The following is a 19,064-nucleotide window of genomic DNA, read 5'->3' on the forward strand; positions in this document are numbered from 1 at the left end:
ACAACAGGGGCGACGGGGCTGGCGGCGGATGCTGCGGCTGGTCTTCGTGCTGATCTGGCTGGGCGTGCTGGTGGCCCTGTGGCCCTTTCTGCTGGCAGCAGGGGTGGAGGCCGGGCTGGCGGCGGCGGGCTGGCCCGGCATGACCGCCGCCGTGGCCGAGACCGGCCTGTCCCGCACCGCCGTCACCCTGCGCCCCGATGGCTGGCGCGGGCAGCCGGTGACCGTGGCGGTGGACCATCCGTGGTCCGATCTGCTGCGGGATGGCAAGGTGCGGCTGTCGGTGGCCGTCCCCGATCTCGCCGCCGTGCCCTTTCCCCCCGCCTGGGGCCTGCGGGCCGCCGCCGGGCGGCTGACCTACGGCGGTACCATCGTCTGGACCGGCGGACGGCTGGACGGGGAGGGGGAGGCCACCATCACGGGTGCCGCCGGGCAGGCGGCGGGCCTGGATGTGGCCGGGTTGTCGGGGCGGGTGCCGCTGTCGGGTCTCAATCCCCCCGCCATTCCCGACGACACCGCGCTGACCGCCGAACGGGTGGACGCCGGCACCGTGCTGACCGACGCGGAGGTGGTGTTCGGCCTGCGCCGCAACGGCAAGATTCCGGTGACGAAGGTGGAGGCGGCGTGGGCCGGCGGGCGGCTGCTGACCCGCCCCTTCGTGATCAGCCCCGACGGCCCCGCCGCCGCCCTGACGCTGGAGGTGGTGGGGGTGGACGTGGCCGCGGTGCTGGCCCTGGCCGAGGTGCCGGGGCTGGAGGGCACGGGCGCCCTGTCGGGCCGGGTGCCCATGGTGCTGCACGGCGAGCAGTTGCGCATCGAAAGCGGCAAACTCGCCGCCGATGAGCCGGGCCTGATCCGTTACGACCCCGCCCGCGCGCCCCGCGGCGCGCTGCAGGCGGAGGGGGAGACGCCGGTGGGAGCGGTGCTGAAGGCGCTCAGCGATTTCCGTTACGAGACGCTGGAGATGCTGCTGGACGGCACGCTGGGGGACGAGATGGCCGCCCGGCTGGTCATCCGCGGCGCCAATCCCGCATTCTATGATGGCACGCCGGTGGCGCTGACCCTTAATCTCAGCGGGGCGCTGGACCGGGTGCTCCGCCGGGGGATCGACGCCTACCGCCTGCCTCAGCGGCTGGGGGAAGGGGCGGCGGCCCGGCAGGCGAAACCCAAGGGGCAATGAGGATGGGGGAAACGGTGCGGTACGGATATGCGGGTCTGGCGGCGGTGACGCTCACCTTCGGGCTGGGCGGCTGCACGCCCACGGTGAAGGTGGAGGTTCCCGACAAGCCCATCGAGATCAACCTGAACATCCGCATCGAACAGGAGGTGCGGGTGAAGGTGGAACGGGATCTGGACGACGCCATCCGCAGCGACCCGGCCCTGTTCGGCCTGCCGCCCGCCACCGTGGCCCCCGCGGTCAAGGGAAAGGAAAAGTCATGACACCGACGTTCCGGCGCATCGCCGCCGCTGCCGCCCTGGCGCTGCTGTCCCTCGCCACCCCGGCCCACGCCGACGACGCCCTGGCCGCGGCCAAGGCGGCGGGGCAGGCGGGGGAGCGGCCCGACGGGCTGGTGGCCGCCCGGCCCGGTGCGCCCGCCGCGGTGGAAACCCTGGTGGGGACGGTAAACGCCGCCCGTCTGTCCCGTTACCGCGCCATTGCCGCCCAGAACGGCACGGCGCTCGATTCGGTGCAGGCGCTGGCGGGCAAGGAGCTGATCGCCCGCACCCCCGCCGGCCAGTATGTGATGGGCGCCGACGGCCAGTGGATTCGGAAATAGCCCGGTGCCCGCCCCGTCCCTGATGCAGGCGGAGGCCGACCGCGCCGCCGGGCGGTTCGACGCGGCTCTGGCCGGCTACCGCGCCGTGCTGGCCGCCGACCCGGCGGTGGAGGCGGCGCTGACCGGCCTGTGCGCCACCCTCGACGCCCTCAACCGCTCCGGCACGCCGGAGGAGGCCGTGGCCCGCAGCAACTTCGCCGAGGGGCTGCGCCGCCGGGGCCGGGTGGCGGAGGCGGAGGCCCACCACCGCGCCGCCCTGGGCTGGTTGCCGGATTTCGGCGGCATCCATTTCAATCTGGCGGTGCTGCTCCAGGCTGGCGGACGGCTGGAGGAGGCCGCCGGCCATTACGGCGAGGCCGCACGGCTGATGCCCCGCTTCGCCCCCGCCGTCGCCAACCTGGGCACCGTGGCGCGGGATCTCGGGCGGCTGGACGCGGCGGAGGCGGCGTTCCGCAGCGCCCTCACCCTTGATGCCGGCCTGACGGCGGCGTGGGTCGGGCTGGGTGGGGTGGCCCGCAGCCGGGGGGATGACGCCCGCGCCGTGGCCCTGTGGCGGGCGGCGGCGGCCCTGGCCCCGGCGCTGGCGGAAATCCACGCCAACCTGGGTGTCTCGTTGAAGGATCTGGGGCGGGGGGAGGAGGCGCTGGCCGCCTTTGCCCGCGCGCTCAATGCCGGGCTTTCCGACGAGGGCGGCGTGCTGGCGCAACTGGTGCAGCAGCGCCGCCACCTGTGCCGCTGGGACGGGCTGGAGCCGCTGTCGCGCCGGCTGACCGGCTTGGCCGGCACCTCCCGCCAGATCCACCCGTGGATCTTTCTGGGCCAGGGGGCGGGGCCGGCGGCGGAACGGGCGTGCGCCGAGGCGTACGCCGCGTGGCGTACCCGCACCGTGACGCCCTTGCCCGCTGCCGCTCCCCGCGTAGCGGACGGAACGGTCCGGCTGGGCTACCTGTCCGCCGATTTCCACGAGCACGCGACCGCCGTCCTGCTGGCCGAGGTGATCGAGCGCCACGACCGCCGCCGGTTCCACGTGGCCGCCTATTCCTACGGCCCCGACGACGGCGGGCCGATGCGGGCGCGGTTGCGGCGGGGGTTCGACGCCTTTCACGACATCGCCGCCCTGTCCCACGCCGACGCCGCCCGCAAGATCCGCGCCGACGGCATCGACATCCTGATCGATCTGAAGGGCTTCACCCAGGGTGCCCGGCCCGAGATCCCGGCCCACCGCCCGGCCCCGGTGCAGGTGCAATGGCTGGGCTATCCCGGCACCATGGGGGCTGGCTTCATCGACTACATCATCGGTGATGCCATCGTGACGCCGCCGGGGTGTGAATCCGGCTACCGCGAGCGCATCGTCCGGCTGCCCCATTGCTACCAGCCCAACGACCGCACCCGCCCCATTACCCCGCCGCTGGGGCGGGCGGCCTGCGGCCTGCCGGCGGACGGGGTGGTGTTCTGCGCCTTCAACGCGCTCTATAAGATCACGCCAGTGCGGTTCGCCTTGTGGATGGACATCCTGCGGGCGGTGCCGGGGTCGGTGCTGTGGCTGCTGGCCGGGCCGGCCCCGGCCATGGAGTCCCTGCGCACCGCCGCCCGGTCCCACGGGGTGGACGGTGATCGGCTGGTCTTCGCCGCCCGCCGCCCCCTGGCGGCGTATCTCGGGCTGTTCACCCTGGCCGACCTGTTCCTCGACACCCACCCGGTGGGCGCCCACACCACGGCCAGCGATGCCCTGTGGGCCGGGCTGCCGGTGCTGACCCACCTGGGTCCGGGCTTCGCCGCGCGGGTGGCCGCCAGCCTGCTGCACGCGGTGGGGTTGCCCGACCTGGCGCTGGCGACGGCGGAGGATTACCGCGCCGCCGCCATCCGGCTGGGGCATGACGCCGCCGAACGGGCCGCCCTGTGTGCCCGGCTGGCGCGGCAGCGGGACCGGGCGCCGCTGTTCGACACACCCCGCTTCACCCACGGGCTGGAGGTGGCCTTCGCCCACATGGCCGCCCTTCACCGCAGCGGACAGGGGCCGCAGGGTTTCGAGCTTGAACCCTTGGGGTGAAGGGGGTGCGCCTTCAGGGCGGCAACGCCCGCTTAACAGTCCCTTTCCCGGGGCGGGAGAGGGGGATCACCCGGTTTTGCCCACCCGTATCACAGCCGGTGAACCCGGACCGCCCCGGCGGGCAGGCAGGCGGCGGCGGTGTCCAGCACCGAGCGGTGATGGGTGAACAGCACCACCTGGGTGTGGGCGCCCAATTCGGCCAAGGCGTGCAGGCCCGGCACCGTGCGCTGGTCGTCCGAGGTGATGAACAGATCGTCGGCGATGAAGGGCAGCGGTTCCTTCTCCGCCGCGTACTGTTCGATGGCGGCGATGCGCAGGGCCAGGAAAAGCTGATCCCGCGTGCCCTCGCTCATGCCATCCACCAGGCAGGTGGTGCCGTCGGCGCGGCGGGCCTGGAGCACCGGGCGGTTGTTCTTGCCGTAATCGGGCTCCAGCCCGGTGATCGGGTTGCCGGACCCGGCGGCGATGGCGGCCAAGAGGCCGCTGGCCCGCGTCAGCAGCGGCTGCTGGTTGGTGGCGCGGTAGCGCTCCACCGCCTGGGCCAGCAGCAGGGAGGCCGCGCGCAGGCGCATCCAGTGGCGGGCGTGCTCGCCCATGGCGCGGGCGGCGTCGCGGGCCTGCCATTCCGCCTCTCCCCCGCCGCGGGCCGAGCGCAGGGTGTGCAGCCGCTGGTCGGTCAGGGCCTGGGTGCGGGTGGCCTCGTCCTTGCGGTGGAGCAGGCGCTTTTCCTCTTCGTCCAGGTCCAGCGCCTGGGCGTTCAGGGTGTCGGGGTCCAGACCCGCCGCTTCCCGCCGCAGCTCCTCTTCCGGCTGGCCGCCGCCGGCCTCGGCCAGGGCGGCGCGGCAGCGGACGATGTCCCGTTCCGCCGTGCGCACGGCGGCGGCGGCGCGGGCCAGGGTTACGGCGTCGTCATCCGGCCCCAGCCCGTGGCGGGCGCGCAAGGAATCCAGCGCCTGCGCCGCATCGCGGGCGGTGACGGCGGCGGCGTCCAGGGCGGTTTTCGCATCGCCCGCGCGCTTGTCCACCTGCCGGCGGTGGGTGTCGCGGGTCTGGGCCGCCTCCAGCCGCCGCACGGCCTCGGCCATGATCTCCAGCCCGTCGCGGCCCGCCAGGTCGTCCAGCGCCGGGGCCGCCTGGGCCACCAGCGCCGTCACGGCGGCGGCGAAGGCCTCATCCTCGGCCTCCAGAGCGTCCAGGCGGCGGTGGCGGTCCTGCTGGCGGGTGACGGCGGCGCGGATGTCGTCCCACAGGGCCAGCGCCGCCGCGGCTTCGGCCACCGTGGCGCCCGCGGGCAGGCCGAGGGCCGGCATGGCCTGCGCCCACTCCCGCTCCCATTTCTGAAGTGCGGCATCGGCGGCGCCCATGTCCCGCTCCGCCGCCCCCACCTCGCGTTCATGGGCCTGATGGTCCCGGCGCAGCGTGTCCAGCGCGCCGCGCCGCTTGGTGGCGGTATCGACGGCGGCCCGCAGAACGGCGGCGCTGCTGTCGGCGGGCAGACCCAGCGCCAGGGCCGCGGCCCGGCGGTGGGATGCTGCCCGGTCATGACGTTCCGCGGCGCCGGCCGCCTCGGCGCCGGCCAGCCGGGCGGCGTCGGCCAGCCGCAGCACCGCGTCCTTGCGCCCCAGCCAGCGGGCCATGGCGCCGGGGGCGGCGGGGATGAGGCCGGCGGGCGCCCACAGGCCGTTCCATGCCCGGTCCCACGCCGCGGTGCGGGCGGCGATGGCGGCACGCTCGGTCTCCGCCGCGTCCCGCTTCATCCGCGCTTCCAGGCGCTGGCGGGACAGGGTGGCGAAACGGGCGATGCGGTTGGCCTCCCGCTCCCGCCGGTCGGCCAGGGAGTCGGCGGCGGCCACCGCCTCTTCGTAGCGGGCGGGCAGGGCAGGGTCGCCGGGGGCGGTGCGCAGGGCACGCCACAGCCGGTCGCGCTCCCGCCGCGCCTCCATCACCGCGTCGGGGGTGGGGACGGAGCCGGCGGCCTCGATCTCCGCCAGATCCGCCGCCAACCGGTCGTGCAGGGCGGCGGCCTCGTCGCGCCCGCTCTCCTTGCGGGTGTGGGCATCGTCCAGGGCGGCGCGTTCGCGCTCCCGCTCCGCCACCGTCTCGGCGTCGGGGAAGGGGGCGGCGGCCAGGGCGTCCAGCCCCATCGTCCACAGGTCCAGCCGGGCCAGCGCCTGGTCCACCGCGGCAGCGGCCAGGGACTGGCGCTGGCGGGCGGCGGCCAGCGCCTCGGCGGTATCGCCCAGCCGGGCGGCCTCGTCCAGGGCGGCCGCCGCGTCCGCGGGGTCGGCGGCGGTGGCGGCCTCGGCCAGCGCGGCGGCGGAGGCGGCGGCGCGGGCCGTGGCCTCCTCGTGGCGGCGGCGGGCGGCGGCCTGGGCGGTGGCGAGATCCTTGCGCCGCTCCATCCGCTCCCGTACCCCGGCGGTCAGGGGGGCGGAGGGAATGCGCGGCCCGATCCCGTCCACCGGGACGGGCAGGCCCAGCGCCTGGACCAGGGCCGCCAGATGCTCCTGTCCGGCCTTCCATTCCTGATGGATGACGGGCTTTTCGCGGCGGCTGCCGGCGATGGCGCCGCCCATCTGGTGCAGCCGGCGGATCTCCTCGGCCAGGGCCGGCAGCGGGCCGGGATCGCCGCAGCCGGCCAGTTCCACGGCCAGCCCGTCCCACGCCGTTTGCGCGCGGGCCAGGGCGTCGGCGGCGCCGGTGGCGGCGGTGGCGGCGGCACGCCAGTCATCCTCGAACCCCTCGGGCAGATCGGGCACGGTGCCGAGGGCTGCCCGTGCCACCAGCACGCCGTCCAGCGCCGCCAGGGCCGGCAACACCCGCAGCAGCCGGTGGATGCGGTGGCGGCGGGCGCGCACGTCCGACAGGATGCCGGCCACCTCGTCCCCGATGGCGCGGGCGGCGGCGGCGTCCTTTTGCGCCTGATGCCATTCCTGTTCCGAGCGGCCCTCGGCCTTCAGCCGGTCCTGGGCCTCCTTGAAGCTTTCCAGGGCCTGATTGAGCCGGCGGCTTTTCGCTTGCCGGCCCAACGAGGCGATGGCGTCCGCCTCCGCCTCCAGCGCGTCCAGCAGGCGCATGGCGCCGCTGAGGCCGCTGCCGGCTTCGAACAGCAGCCGGGCCAGATCGCCGCCGTCCTCCAGCATGGCCCGGCCCCCCTGGCGCAGGCGGGCGTGGTCCAGGCCGAACATGCGCTCGAACACATCCCGGCCGGCGTCGCCCAGGAAGGGGGGCAGGGTGCGGGCGGCATCCTCCAGCACCTCGCCGCCGCCGGTGCGCACCAGGATCTTGCCGTCGTTCTTCTTGCGCCGCTGAAAGCTGAGCCGTGCGCCGCCGCGGCTGACCAGCGTGCCGCTGACCGCCAGCGGGTCGTTGCCGTAGCGGAACTTGTACGGGGTGCTGCGGGGGAAGCCGAACAGGAAATCGCCGATGGCCGACAGGGTGGTGGATTTCCCCGCCTCGTTGGGGCCGTGGACGATGTGCAGCCGCACGTCATCCCCCGACAGGTCGAAATCCCTTTCCTTGAAATGGCCGTAGCAGTCCAGGGACAGGCGTTCGATCTTCACGAGGTACGTCCTTCGTCGAGCGGGCGGGCGTCGAGCAGGCGGGCCAGCAGCAGCGCCTCGGCCTCGGCCACGATGTCGGCGGCAAGATCGTCGCCGATCTCCTCCAGGCCCGCGTGCTTGCGGGCCAGGGGGGGCAGCTTGTCGATCAGCGCCGCGGCGTCCGCCCGCACGCCGTCCAGCAGGGCGGGGCTGGTGCGCACATCGGCCATGGTGCGCAGCAGGGTGTCGAGCGCGTCCGCCGCGCCGGCGTCCAGGGTGGTAGACGTGGTGCCCGGCGGGCGGGTCTTCAGCCGGATGCGCTCGATCCACACATCATGCCCGGTCCAGGCGGCGGCCCCGCAGCAATCGGCCTCCACCTGTTCGGGGTCGGCGGCCAGCCGGTGATGGGCCACGGTTTCGCCCGCCAGCGTCAGCCGCACCGCCAGCGCCCGCCCGCCGGCGGCCAGTGCGGCATCGGTCAGGGCCGCCTGCACCCGGCGGTTCACGGAGTCCACATCGGCGCAGCCGGTGGCGTCCACCGTCACCCGCGCCCACCGCAGCACGTCGCAGGCGTGGTGTTCCACGCGGCGGATGGCCCCGGCCTCGGCGGTGACGATGGTGAAGCCCTTGTCCCCCGGCTCGTTCACATGGCGGGCCTGCAGATTGCCGGGAAAGACGATCCACGGCGCCTCGCACAGCACCTCGCGGCTGTGGACGTGGCCCAGCGCCCAGTAATCATAGCCGTGGGCGGCAAGCTGCCCCACGGTGCAGGGGGCGTAGGCGTCGTGGCCGGGCCGCCCCTCCGCCGCCGTGTGCAGAACGCCGATGTTCAGGCATCCGGGCCGGGGCGGGGGGTAGGATGCGGCCAGATTGGCGCTCACCGGGCCGGTGGCGAAACTTTGCCCGTGCAGCGCCACGCCCAGATCGTCCCACACCACCGTCTGCGGACGCTTGTGGTCGAAGATCACCGTGTTGGGCATTTCGGTGGCGATGTGGCGGGTGATCTTGCTGGCGGCGTCGTGGTTGCCCTTGACCACCGCCGCGCGGATGCCGGCCTGATGCAGCCGCACCATCTGTTCGGCGAAGAATAGGCCGGTCGATATGTGCGGCCAGTCGCCGTCGTACAGGTCGCCGGCGATGACCACGAAATCAACGCCCATGTCCACCGCCGCGTCGATCATGGCGGTGAAGGCGCGGCGGGTGCTGTCGGCCAGCGCGCGGGCCGGCTCGCCCCCCCGCGGCTTCAGCGCGGAGATGGGGCTGTCCAGATGGATGTCGGCGGCGTGGATGAAGCGCACGGGTGAAAATCCCGGTTCGGTAATCCCTGGGGTGGCGGGGAGGCTACCCCGCCGTTGCCGTTCCGTTCAACCGCCAAAGCGGCCACCATTGCCGCAAGGGGCATTTCGTGCTGTGCTGATGCCCCGCCCGAGCAACCCGAGGATGCCATGAGCCGCCTGTCCCTCGACGCCGTGAACGATCTGGACGCCGTTGGTTTCACCGCCGCGTTCGGCGGGCTGGCCGAGCATTCGCCGTGGGTGGCGGCGATGGCCTTCTCCCATCGGCCCTTTCCCTCGGTGACGGCGCTCCACGCCGCCCTTGTGGCCGCCATCAACGCTGCGGGGCCGGATCAGCAGCTTGCCCTGCTGCGCGCCCATCCCGATCTTGCCGGGCGGGCGGCGCTGGCGGGGGAACTGACCGCCTCCTCCTCCGCCGAACAGGCCGCCGCCGGCCTGGACCGCCTGACGCCGGAGGAGATGGCACGGTTCCAGGAACTGAACGCCGCCTATACCGCGCGGTTCGGCTTCCCCTTCATCCTGGCGGTGCGCCACGCCACCAAGCATCACATCCTGGCCGCCTATGCCCGCCGCGTGACCAACACGCCCGCGGCGGAAACCGCCGCCGCCCTGGGGGAGGTGGCGAAGATCATAGGGATGCGGCTGCTGACCGTGGTGGAGCCCGCACCCACCGGGCGCCTGACCGTGCATGCGCTGGACACCGCCGCCGGGATGCCCGCCCGCGGCCTGCCCGTGGAACTGGTGCGGGGGGATGGCGGGACTGTGCTGGTCAGCACCATCACCAACGCCGACGGGCGGGTGGATGGGCCGCTCCTGGCCGGGGCGGATCTGCACGCCGGGGTCTATGAGCTGCGGTTCCACGCCGGCGTCTATTTCCAGACCGCCGGCCACGCCCTGTCGGCCCCGCCGTTTCTGGATGTGGTGCCGATCCGTTTCGCCGTCGCCAACCCGGAACAGCATTACCACGTGCCCCTGCTGCTGTCGCCGTGGAGCTATTCGACGTACCGCGGCAGCTAAATTCCATCGAAAGCCATTGTTGGTTATACCCCGTATTGATGGCATTAATTTGTCAGTCAAACGGATACAGCCGCGCCTATAACCATAATATAATTATGGAAAAGGCTGCCTGCTTTGGTGTGCTTTGCTTGCCCATTTTTTGCGCGTGTGTCGTTCCTTGGGCATGATTGCCTATAAATTAGGCGATTAATTCGGATAATCCCTGCCTGCCTTTCGCCCAGGCCCAAGTGTTTCCGCCGCTTTTGCCCTATGTCCCCGGTTGGCATCCCTTTTGCGATGCAGCGTCCGCACGCAAAACCCGAGCGAGGGGATAACAATGGGTCAGTCGATGCTGGGTCAGTGGGGAAAGGGTCTGAAGGGGTTTGTCGCCGGCACCGCCATGGCGGCGGCGATGCTGGCCGCCGGGGCCGTGAAGGCGGCGGAGCCGATCAAGATCGGTGTCCTGCATTCGCTGTCGGGCACCATGGCCATCAGCGAAACCACCTTGAAGGACACGGTCCTGATGATGGTGGACGACATCAACAAGAAGGGCGGGCTGCTGGGCCGCCCGGTGGAAGCGGTGGTGGTGGATCCCGCGTCCAACTGGCCGCTGTTCGCCGAAAAGGCGCGCGAACTGCTGCAAAAGGAAAAGGTGGCCGCGGTGTTCGGCTGCTGGACCTCGGTCAGCCGCAAGTCGGTGCTGCCGGTGTTCGAGGAACTGAACGGCCTGCTGTTCTACCCCGTCCAGTACGAGGGTGAGGAATCCTCCCGCAACGTGTTCTACACCGGGGCGGCCCCCAACCAGCAGGCCATCCCGGCGGTGGATTACCTGATGGGCGCCGACGGTGGGTCGGTGAAGCGCTGGGTTCTGGCCGGCACCGATTACGTCTATCCGCGCACCACCAACAAGATCCTTGAAGCCTACCTGCTGTCGAAGGGCGTGGCCAAGGACGACATCATGGTCAACTACACGCCGTTCGGGCATTCCGACTGGCAGACCATCGTCGCCGACATCAAGAAGTTCGCCTCTCAGGGCAAGAAGACCGCCGTCGTCTCCACCATCAACGGCGACGCCAACGTTCCCTTCTACAAGGAACTGGCCAACCAGGGCATCAAGGCCACCGACATTCCCGTCGTCGCCTTCTCGGTGGGTGAAGAGGAACTGGCCGGCATCGACACCAAGAACCTCGTCGGCCATCTGGCCGCCTGGAACTACTTCATGTCGGTGGACACGGCCGAGAACGACGCCTTCATCAAGCAGTGGCAGACCTTCATCAAGAATCCCAAGCGCGTGACCAACGACCCCATGGAAGCCACCTTCATCGGCTTCAAGATGTGGACGCAGGCCGTGCAGCAGGCCGGTTCCACCGACGTGGACGCCGTGCGTCAGGCGCTGTACGGGCAGAAGGTCCGCTCGCCGTCGGGCTATGACATCGTGATGAACACCAACCATCACCTGTCCAAGCCGGTGATGATCGGCGAGATCCAGGCCAACGGCCAGTTCCAGATCGTCTGGCAGACCAAGGGCCCGATCAAGGCCGACGCCTGGTCGCCCTACATCCCCGAATCCGCCAAGCTGACCGCCGACTGGACCTATCCGTGGGTCTGCGGCAACTGCACCGCGCCCAAGTACGGCACCGCTGCCGCCAAATAAGCGGCCCCGGACGCCCCCTTTCCGCCTTCGCCGCCATCCCGGCGGGGGCGGGGAGGGGGGCGGCCCCGCCGGGGGCCTTGCCAGACACATTCCTCAGTCCCCATTCCCACGCAAAGGGGCCTTCGTTTCCGTGGGAATGGCGAGTGACCGGATGGGATCGCCGGCACCACGCGTTCAAAGACAATGGGGGGTTTCCATGCGGTGCGTGCGCCTGTTGCAGGTGCTGTTCGTTCTGCTGGCGCTCGGGGCCGGAACACCCGCCCGTGCCGCCGACGACAGCACCTTTTCATCCGCGCTGGCCGGGCTGGCCGCCGACGGCTTTGCCGAAAAGATCGCCGCCGCCGAACGGCTGGCCGGCACCGGCGACGCCCGTGCGCTGGCGGTGCTGCGGGCCATGGAATCGGGATCCCTGTTCGTGCGCAAGAGCGACGGGGCCGTGCTGATCGGCGCCGTCACCGGGCGGGAGGCCGCCCTGACCGATCCCCTGACCGGGGCCGATGCCGGCACCTCCCCCACCCGTGACCTGACCAAGATCACGGTCAACAACGCGCTGCGCTCGGCCCTGGCCGGGCTGGCGGCGCGGCTGGACCTGGCCTCCCCCGATCCCGCCCGCCGTCTGGCCGCCGCCCAGGCCGCCGCCAACGACCCGTCGCCGGAAGCGGTGGCCCTGCTGAAGGGCGCGCTCGCCCGCGAAACCGACGCAGGCGTCAAGGCGGCGCTGTCGGCCGCGGTGGCCCGCTCGGCCCTGGCGTCCCCCGACGCCGCCGAGCGGCTGCAGGCGGTGGCCGATCTCAGCGGCATCCTGTCGGCGGAGGTGCGCTTCCTGGTGGCCCCGCTCGCCAACGACCCCGACCCGGCGGTGCGGCAGGCGGTGAAGGATCTGACCGCCTCCATCGAGCGGCGGGAAACCGCGGTGGCCGTCACGCTGAACCTGTTCCAGGGGGTGAGCCTGGGGTCGGTGCTGCTGCTGGCGGCGGTGGGGCTGGCGATCACCTTCGGCGTGATGGGCGTCATCAACATGGCCCATGGCGAGATGATCATGCTGGGCGCCTACACCACCTTCGTGGTGCAGGAGGCGTTCCGCGCGTGGTTGCCGCCGTCGGTGTTCGGCCTCTATCTGATTTTGGCGATCCCGGCGGCGTTTCTGGTGGCCGGGGCCGTGGGCGTGGCGCTGGAACGCGGGGTGATCCGCTTCCTCTATGGCCGCCCGCTGGAAACCATGCTTGCCACCTGGGGTATTTCGCTGGCCCTGCAGCAGATGGTCCGCTCGCTGTTCGGCGCCACCAACAAGGAGGTCGCCAACCCCGCCTGGATGACCGGCGCGTGGGAGGCGGTTCCGGGGCTGGTGCTGACCTGGAACCGCATCGCCATCGTCATCTTCGCGCTGGCCGTGCTGGCGGCGGTGGCGGCGGCGTTGCGCTACACCTCCTTCGGTCTGCGGATGCGGGCGGTGACGCAGAACCGGCCCATGGCCGCGTGCATGGGCATCAAGACCGGGTGGGTGGACGCGCTGACCTTCGGCCTTGGGTCCGGCATTGCCGGGGTGGCCGGGGTGGCGCTGTCACAGGTGGGCAACGTCAGCCCCAACCTGGGCCAGACCTACATCGTGGACAGCTTCATGGTGGTGGTGTTCGGCGGGGTGGGCAGCCTGTGGGGCGTGCTGGCCGGGGCCATGTCGCTGGGCGTGGTCAACAAGGTTCTGGAACCCTACGCCGGCGCCATGCTGGGCAAGATCCTGGTGCTGGTCTTCATCATCCTGTTCATCCAGAAGCGGCCGCGCGGTCTGTTCGCGCTCAAGGGCCGTGCGGCGGAGGCCTGAACCCATGGGTCCGATCATCGCGCGCCTGATGGCGCTGGAATCCCGCCGCGGCTGGCCGGTGTTCCTGGCCCTGACCGCCGTGGCGGCGGTGCTGATCCCGGTGCTGCACGTGGCGGTGCCGGCCACCTCGCTCTTCCACGTGCCCGACTATATGCTGAGCCTGCTGGGCAAGTACCTGTGTTACGCCCTGCTGGCCCTGGCCATGGATCTGGTATGGGGCTACGCCGGGGCGCTGTCGCTGGGGCACGGGGCGTTCTTCTCGCTCGGCGGCTATTGCATGGGCATGTACCTGATGCGGCAGATCGGCGGGCGCGGCGTCTACGGCAACGCCGAACTGCCGGATTTCATGGTGTTCCTGAACTGGAAGGAGTTGCCGTGGTACTGGTGGGGGTTCGACAACCCGGTCTTCGCCATGATCATGATCGCGGCGGTGCCGGGGGTTCTGGCCTTCGTCATCGGCTGGTTCGCCTTCCGCTCGCGCATCACCGGGGTCTACTTCTCCATTATTACCCAGGCGATGACCTATGCCCTGATGCTGGCCTTCTTCCGCAACGAAATGGGGTTCGGCGGCAACAACGGCCTGACCGACTTCAAGGACATCCTGGGCCATCCGATGCAGGCGCCGGGCACGCGGGTGGGGCTTTATGTGGCCTCCGCCGTGCTGCTGGCGGTGGCGTACCTGCTGTGCCGCTTCATCGTCACGTCCAAGCTGGGGCGGGTGCTGATGGCGATCCGCGACGCGGAAAGCCGGGTGCGCTTCCTGGGCTATGACGTCACGGCGGCCAAGCTGTTCGTCTTCACCGTCTCGGCCATCCTGGCCGGTGTGGCGGGGGCGCTGTACGTGCCGCAGGTGGGCATCATCAACCCCAGTGAATTTTCCCCCGCCAATTCCATCGAGGTGGCGATCTGGGTCGCCGTCGGCGGGCGCGGCACGCTGGTGGGGGCCATCATCGGGGCCTTTGCCGTCAACGGCGCCAAGACGTGGCTGACCGGGGCGATGCCCGAGGTGTGGCTGTTCGCGCTCGGCGGCCTGTTCATCGTCGTCACCCTGTTCATGCCCAAGGGGCTGCTGGGTCTGGCCGGCCAGATCCGCACCCGCATCCGGGAGGGCGCCCCCGTGGCGCGCAAGCACAATGCATGACAAGGCCGAAGGCTCGATCCTCTACCTCGACGGCGTGTCGGTCAGCTTCGACGGCTTCCGCGCGCTGAACAACCTCAGCCTGATTTTGCAGAAGGGGGAACTGCGCACCATCATCGGCCCCAACGGGGCGGGCAAGACCACGATGATGGACATCATCACCGGCAAGACCAAACCCGACCACGGCGACGTGTTGTTCGATGGGCAGGTCGATCTTCGCAAACTGGATGAAACCCGCATCGCAAACCTCGGTATTGGCAGAAAGTTCCAGAAGCCGACGGTGTTTGAGCACCTGACCGTGTTCGAGAATCTGGAACTGGCGCTGAAGGGCGACCGGGGGGTGTGGACGACGCTGTTCTTCACCCTGCCGTCCGCCGACCGCGACCGGATCGAGGCGGCCATCATCCGCATCGGCCTGACCGGCAAGGGCGCCATGCGGGCCGGTGCGCTCAGCCACGGGCAGAAGCAGTGGCTGGAGATCGGCATGCTGCTGATGCAGGAACCGGCGGTGATGCTGCTGGACGAGCCGGTGGCCGGCATGACCGACCACGAAACCGAACAGACCGCCGACCTGATCCTCGACATCAACCGCGACCGCTCGGTGGTGGTGGTGGAGCACGATATGGAGTTCGTCCGCCGCCTGGGCGCCAAGGTCACGGTGCTGGCCGAGGGGTCGGTGCTGGCCGAAGGCTCGCTGGACACGGTGCAGAACGACCAGCGCGTCATCGAAGTCTATCTGGGCCGCTAAGAGGGATGCCGCGTCATGCTGACCGTTGAAAACGCCCATCTCTACTACGGCGCCAGCCACACCCTGCGCGGCGTGTCGCTGGAAGCACCCAAGGGGGCGGTCACCTGCCTGCTGGGCCGCAACGGGGTGGGGAAGACCAGCCTGCTGCGCGCCGTGGTGGGGCTGGAATCCCTGCGCCACGGGCGGGTGATGTGGGAGGGGCAGGACATCGCCCGCCTGCCCGTCGCCGAGCGCGCCCGCCGCGGCATCGGCTTCGTGCCCCAGGGGCGGGAGATCTTTCCGCGCCTGACCGTGCTGGAGAATCTGGAAACCGGCTTTGCCGCCCTGCCTCGCAAGGACCGCACCATCCCCGACGAGATCTTCGAACTGTTCCCGGTGCTGAAATCCATGCTGAAGCGCCGCGGCGGCGACCTGTCGGGCGGGCAGCAGCAGCAGTTGGCCATCGCCCGCGCGCTGGTCACCCGTCCGCGGCTGCTGATCCTGGACGAACCGACCGAGGGCATCCAGCCGTCGATCATCAAGCTGATCGAGAACGTCATCCGCATGCTGGGCGCGCGGGGGGACATGGCGATCCTGCTGGTGGAGCAGTATTTCGACTTCGCCCGCGATCTTGCCAACCATTTCGCGGTGATGGACCGGGGCGAGATCGTGCTTGCGGGCGATGCCGCCGGCATGGTCGAGTCCGAGGTGCGCCGTCACCTGACCGTTTGAGAGCTATGCTCGCCCCTTGGGGCAGCGTGGAACCGGGTGAGGGCTGTTTTCCGTCCGTACCACCGGCCCTCACCCGGTCGCTTTCCTTTTATTTATCAATGTGATGAACGATATTCTTCAGGTAAGAACCCACCTTAAGGAACCAGCCCGCCTGACCATCCATGGCCGGGCGGAGGTGGCGTTCGACAGCCGTAACGGCGAGCCGACGCGGCTGTTACACCTGTATCATCACGATCCCCTGCGCTTCCTGTTCCCCCAACCGGGGGCCGGCGAGCCACCCATGGCGGTGCTGGTCACCACGTCCGGCGGGCTGGTGGGCGGTGACCGGCTGGAGGTGTCGGCCCGCGTGGGCGACGGCGCTGCGGCGCAGGTGGTGGCCCAGGCGGCGGAAAAGGTCTACCGCTCCGCCGGTCCCGACGTGACCATGGGGGTGGAACTGGCCTGCGGTGACGGCGGGTGGCTGGAATGGCTGCCACAGGACACCATCCTGTTCGACCGCGCCCGCCTGAACCGCACCACCCGCATCGACGTGGCCGGCACGGGCCAGGTGCTGGCGGGAGAGTTGCTGGTGTTCGGGCGCATCGCACGCGGTGAGCGTTTTACGGAAGGCCTGGCGCGGGAAGCGTGGGAGATCCGCCGCGACGGGCGGCTGCTGTGGGCCGACACGCTGCATCTGGACGGCGCTTGCGCCGCGGTGCTGGACCATCCGGCGGGCTTTGCCGGGGCCGTGGCTTATGGCAGCATCGTCTACACCGCCCCCGATGCGGCGGAGCGGCTGGATGAGGCCCGCGCGCTGCTGGAGGGAATGGGCGGCCACGCCGGGGCAACGTGCGTCGGCGGGGTTCTGGTGGTGCGGTTCCTCGACACCGACGCCCGGCGCCTGCGCGAAGGCTACGGCCGTTTTTGGGCCGGGTTCCGGGCGCGGGTGGCGGGGCTGCCGGACCGGCTGCCGCGGCTGTGGGTCATTTAAGAAAAAGGGTGAGGGAAAAGGGCTATGAACCTGACTCCGCGGGAAAAAGATAAGCTTCTCGTCGCCATGGCGGCCCAGGTGGCCCGCCGCCGTCTGGAACGGGGCGTGAAGCTGAACCACCCGGAAGCCGTGGCGCTCATCACCGATTTCGTGGTCGAAGGGGCGCGCGACGGGCGCAGCGTCGCCGAGCTGATGCGCGACGGTGCCACCGTGCTGACCCGCGCGCAGGTGATGGACGGCATCCCGGAGATGATCCACGAGATCCAGGTGGAAGCCACCTTCCCCGACGGCACCAAGCTGGTCACCGTCCACAACCCCATCCGCTGAGAGGTTACGTGATGATTCCCGGCGAACTCCTTCCCGCGGCGGGGGAAATCGAACTGAACGCGGGCCGTCCGACGGTGACGCTGGATGTGTCCAACACCGGTGACCGGCCCATTCAGGTGGGTTCCCACTATCACTTTTTCGAAACCAACGGGGCGTTGCAGTTCGACCGGGCGGCGGCGCGGGGATACCGGCTGGACATCCCCGCCGGCACGGCGGTGCGGTTCGAGCCGGGCCAGACCCGCAGCGTGACGCTGATCGCCTATGACGGCGCGCGGGTGGTCCACGGCTTCAATGGTCTTGTCAACGGCGCTCTGTAAGGGATTGAGATCATGGCAAACCGCATCAGCCGCGCCGATTACGCCGCCCATTACGGCCCCACCACCGGCGACCGCCTGCGCCTGGCCGACACCGACCTGATCATCGAGGTGGAGAAGGACTTCACCATCTATGGCGAAGAGGTGAAGTTCGGCGGCGGCAAGGTGATCCGCGACGGCATGGGCCAGTCGCAGATGACGAATGCCGAAGGGGCGATGGATACCGTTATCACCAACGCCCTGATCCTCGACCACTGGGGCATCGTCAAGGCCGACATCGGGCTGAAGGGCGGGCGCATCGCCGCCATCGGCAAGGCCGGCAACCCCGATGTCCAGCCCGGTGTCACCATCGTCATCGGCCCCGGCACCGAGGTGATCGCGGGCGAGGGCAAGATCATCACGGCGGGCGGCATCGACGCCCACATTCACTTCATCTGCCCGCAGCAGGTGGACGAGGCGCTTTACAGCGGCGTCACCACCATGCTGGGCGGCGGCACCGGCCCGGCGGCGGGCACCAACGCCACCACCTGCACCCCCGGCCCCTGGCACATGGCGCGGATGCTCCAGGCGGCGGAGGCCCTGCCCATCAACCTGGGCTTCTTCGGCAAGGGCAACGCCAGCCGCGGGGATGCGCTCGAAGAGATGGTGCGGGCCGGCGCCTGCGGGCTGAAGCTGCACGAGGATTGGGGCACCACGCCCAAGGCCATCGACACCTGCCTGGACGTGGCCGAGCGGTTCGACGTGCAGGTGGCCATCCACACCGACACGCTGAACGAATCCGGCTTCGTGGAAAACACGGTGGCGGCGTTCCAGGGGCGGACCATCCACGCCTTCCACACGGAAGGGGCCGGCGGCGGCCACGCGCCGGACATCATCAAGGTCTGCGGCCTCAACAACGTCCTGCCCAGTTCCACCAACCCCACACGGCCGTTCACGGTCAACACGGTGGACGAGCATCTGGACATGCTGATGGTCTGCCATCACCTGTCCCCCCGCATCGCCGAGGACGTGGCCTTCGCCGAAAGCCGCATCCGCCGGGAAACCATCGCGGCGGAAGACATTCTGCACGACCTGGGCGCCTTCTCCATGCTGTCGTCGGACAGCCAGGCCATGGGCCGGGTGGGGGAGGTCATCATCCGCACCTGGCAGACCGCCCACAAGATGAAGGTCCAGCGGGGCCGCTTCGCGGAGGAGACGGGCGACAACGACAATGTGCGGGTCAAGCGCTATGTCGCCAAATACACCATCAACCCGGCGCTCTCCCACGGCATCGCGTCCCACGTGGGATCGGTGGAGGTGGGCAAGCTGGCCGATCTGGTGGTGTGGTCGCCGGCCTTTTTCGGGGTGAAGCCCGACATGGTGCTGAAATGCGGCACCATCGCCGCCGCCCCCATGGGCGACCCCAACGCCTCCATCCCCACGCCGCAGCCGGTGCATTACCGCCCCATGTTCGGCGCGCTCGGCCGGGCGCGCACGGCCAGTTCCGTCACCTTCGTCAGCGCGGCAGCCCTGGAGGCGGATCTGCCGGCCACGCTGGGGCTGACCCGCCCGCTGCTGGCGGTGTCGGGCTGCCGCAGCATCACCAAGGCCGGCATGATCCACAACGCCGCCACCCCCCACATCGAGGTTGACCCGGAAACCTACGAGGTGCGGGCCGACGGTGCGCTGCTGCTGTGCGAACCGGCGGACGTGCTGCCCATGGCCCAGCGTTATTTCCTGTTCTGA

Annotated in this window: 16 protein-coding genes; 14 read left to right on the plus strand and 2 right to left on the minus strand. The window is 70.5% G+C overall.

Features of this window, described 5'->3' with window-relative positions; genetic code table 11:
* Positions 1–28 precede the first annotated feature (28 nt).
* From M2352_RS18230 to M2352_RS18245, 4 genes are read left to right on the plus strand one after another with little or no spacing between them, the layout of a single operon-like run.
* Complete coding sequence (locus M2352_RS18230) at positions 29–1,177, plus strand: YdbH domain-containing protein (protein WP_264665932.1); 1,149 nt, start codon at positions 29–31, stop codon at positions 1,175–1,177.
* Positions 1,178–1,191: 14 nt separating this feature from the next.
* Complete coding sequence (locus M2352_RS18235) at positions 1,192–1,437, plus strand: YnbE family lipoprotein (protein ID WP_264665933.1); 246 nt, start codon at positions 1,192–1,194, stop codon at positions 1,435–1,437.
* Complete coding sequence (locus M2352_RS18240; RefSeq protein ID WP_264665934.1) at positions 1,434–1,775, plus strand: YdbL family protein; 342 nt, start codon at positions 1,434–1,436, stop codon at positions 1,773–1,775. Before M2352_RS18235 ends, M2352_RS18240 begins: the two co-directional genes overlap by 4 nt.
* Positions 1,776–1,779: 4 nt before the next feature.
* On the plus strand, positions 1,780–3,825 hold the full coding sequence (locus M2352_RS18245) for an O-linked N-acetylglucosamine transferase, SPINDLY family protein (protein WP_264665935.1): 2,046 nt from the start codon (positions 1,780–1,782) through the stop codon (positions 3,823–3,825).
* An 89-nt stretch (positions 3,826–3,914) separates the two neighbouring features.
* Here M2352_RS18245 and M2352_RS18250 read toward each other — a convergent pair whose 3' ends face one another.
* On the minus strand, positions 3,915–7,388 hold the full coding sequence (locus tag M2352_RS18250; protein ID WP_264665936.1) for a YhaN family protein: 3,474 nt from the start codon (positions 7,386–7,388) through the stop codon (positions 3,915–3,917).
* The gene (locus M2352_RS18255) at positions 7,385–8,665 is read right to left on the minus strand and encodes a metallophosphoesterase family protein (RefSeq protein WP_264665937.1); all 1,281 of its coding nucleotides are present in this window, start codon (positions 8,663–8,665) and stop codon (positions 7,385–7,387) included. The genes M2352_RS18250 and M2352_RS18255 overlap by 4 nt, the downstream gene beginning before the upstream one ends.
* 147 nt (positions 8,666–8,812) lie before the next feature.
* Between M2352_RS18255 and uraD the strand changes: the two genes are divergently transcribed.
* The 10 genes from uraD to ureC all read left to right on the plus strand — a co-directional run bounded on the left by uraD (position 8,813) and on the right by ureC (position 19,064).
* Complete coding sequence (gene uraD, locus M2352_RS26510; protein ID WP_319802050.1) at positions 8,813–9,679, plus strand: 2-oxo-4-hydroxy-4-carboxy-5-ureidoimidazoline decarboxylase; 867 nt, start codon at positions 8,813–8,815, stop codon at positions 9,677–9,679.
* 379 nt (positions 9,680–10,058) lie between these two features.
* Positions 10,059–11,312 (plus strand): urea ABC transporter substrate-binding protein, encoded by a 1,254-nt coding sequence (gene urtA / locus M2352_RS18270; RefSeq protein WP_264666359.1) that lies wholly within the window; start codon positions 10,059–10,061, stop codon positions 11,310–11,312.
* Between the two features lie 196 nt (positions 11,313–11,508).
* Positions 11,509–13,131 (plus strand): urea ABC transporter permease subunit UrtB, encoded by a 1,623-nt coding sequence (gene urtB, locus M2352_RS18275; protein WP_264665938.1) that lies wholly within the window; start codon positions 11,509–11,511, stop codon positions 13,129–13,131.
* 4 nt (positions 13,132–13,135) lie between these two features.
* Positions 13,136–14,272: an urea ABC transporter permease subunit UrtC gene (urtC, locus tag M2352_RS18280; RefSeq protein WP_264665939.1), complete on the plus strand. Its 1,137-nt coding sequence runs from the start codon at positions 13,136–13,138 to the stop codon at positions 14,270–14,272.
* The gene (gene urtD / locus M2352_RS18285) at positions 14,265–15,017 is read left to right on the plus strand and encodes an urea ABC transporter ATP-binding protein UrtD (RefSeq protein WP_264665940.1); all 753 of its coding nucleotides are present in this window, start codon (positions 14,265–14,267) and stop codon (positions 15,015–15,017) included. Before urtC ends, urtD begins: the two co-directional genes overlap by 8 nt.
* A 15-nt stretch (positions 15,018–15,032) precedes the next feature.
* On the plus strand, positions 15,033–15,728 hold the full coding sequence (gene urtE, locus M2352_RS18290) for an urea ABC transporter ATP-binding subunit UrtE (RefSeq protein ID WP_264665941.1): 696 nt from the start codon (positions 15,033–15,035) through the stop codon (positions 15,726–15,728).
* 103 nt (positions 15,729–15,831) lie between these two features.
* Positions 15,832–16,698, plus strand: a complete 867-nt coding sequence (locus M2352_RS18295) for an urease accessory protein UreD (RefSeq protein WP_264665942.1) — start codon at positions 15,832–15,834, stop codon at positions 16,696–16,698.
* A 24-nt stretch (positions 16,699–16,722) separates the two neighbouring features.
* Positions 16,723–17,025 carry an urease subunit gamma gene (locus tag M2352_RS18300; protein ID WP_264665943.1) on the plus strand — a complete coding sequence of 101 codons (303 nt, stop codon included), beginning with the start codon at positions 16,723–16,725 and terminating at the stop codon, positions 17,023–17,025.
* Between the two features lie 11 nt (positions 17,026–17,036).
* Positions 17,037–17,342 (plus strand): urease subunit beta, encoded by a 306-nt coding sequence (locus tag M2352_RS18305; protein ID WP_264666360.1) that lies wholly within the window; start codon positions 17,037–17,039, stop codon positions 17,340–17,342.
* A 12-nt stretch (positions 17,343–17,354) separates the two neighbouring features.
* Positions 17,355–19,064, plus strand: a complete 1,710-nt coding sequence (gene ureC / locus M2352_RS18310) for an urease subunit alpha (protein ID WP_264665944.1) — start codon at positions 17,355–17,357, stop codon at positions 19,062–19,064.

The sequence above is a fragment of the Azospirillum fermentarium genome (genome assembly GCF_025961205.1).
In the GTDB taxonomy this organism is placed as follows: Bacteria; Pseudomonadota; Alphaproteobacteria; order Azospirillales; family Azospirillaceae; genus Azospirillum; species Azospirillum fermentarium.

Bases quoted from the DNA above. Each gene is read 5' to 3' on its own strand.
- M2352_RS18305 (WP_264666360.1), top strand. From the start codon at position 17,037: ATGATTCCCGGCGAACTCCTTCCCGCGGCGGGGGAAATCGAACTGAAC.
- urtE (WP_264665941.1), top strand. From the start codon at position 15,033: ATGCTGACCGTTGAAAACGCCCATCTCTACTACGGCGCCAGCCACACC.
- uraD (WP_319802050.1), top strand. From the start codon at position 8,813: ATGAGCCGCCTGTCCCTCGACGCCGTGAACGATCTGGACGCCGTTGGT.
- M2352_RS18240 (WP_264665934.1), top strand. From the start codon at position 1,434: ATGACACCGACGTTCCGGCGCATCGCCGCCGCTGCCGCCCTGGCGCTG.
- urtA (WP_264666359.1), top strand. From the start codon at position 10,059: ATGGCGGCGGCGATGCTGGCCGCCGGGGCCGTGAAGGCGGCGGAGCCG.
- M2352_RS18300 (WP_264665943.1), top strand. From the start codon at position 16,723: ATGAACCTGACTCCGCGGGAAAAAGATAAGCTTCTCGTCGCCATGGCG.
- ureC (WP_264665944.1), top strand. From the start codon at position 17,355: ATGGCAAACCGCATCAGCCGCGCCGATTACGCCGCCCATTACGGCCCC.
- M2352_RS18230 (WP_264665932.1), top strand. From the start codon at position 29: ATGCTGCGGCTGGTCTTCGTGCTGATCTGGCTGGGCGTGCTGGTGGCC.
- urtC (WP_264665939.1), top strand. From the start codon at position 13,136: ATGGGTCCGATCATCGCGCGCCTGATGGCGCTGGAATCCCGCCGCGGC.
- urtD (WP_264665940.1), top strand. From the start codon at position 14,265: ATGCATGACAAGGCCGAAGGCTCGATCCTCTACCTCGACGGCGTGTCG.
- M2352_RS18295 (WP_264665942.1), top strand. From the start codon at position 15,832: ATGAACGATATTCTTCAGGTAAGAACCCACCTTAAGGAACCAGCCCGC.
- urtB (WP_264665938.1), top strand. From the start codon at position 11,509: ATGCGGTGCGTGCGCCTGTTGCAGGTGCTGTTCGTTCTGCTGGCGCTC.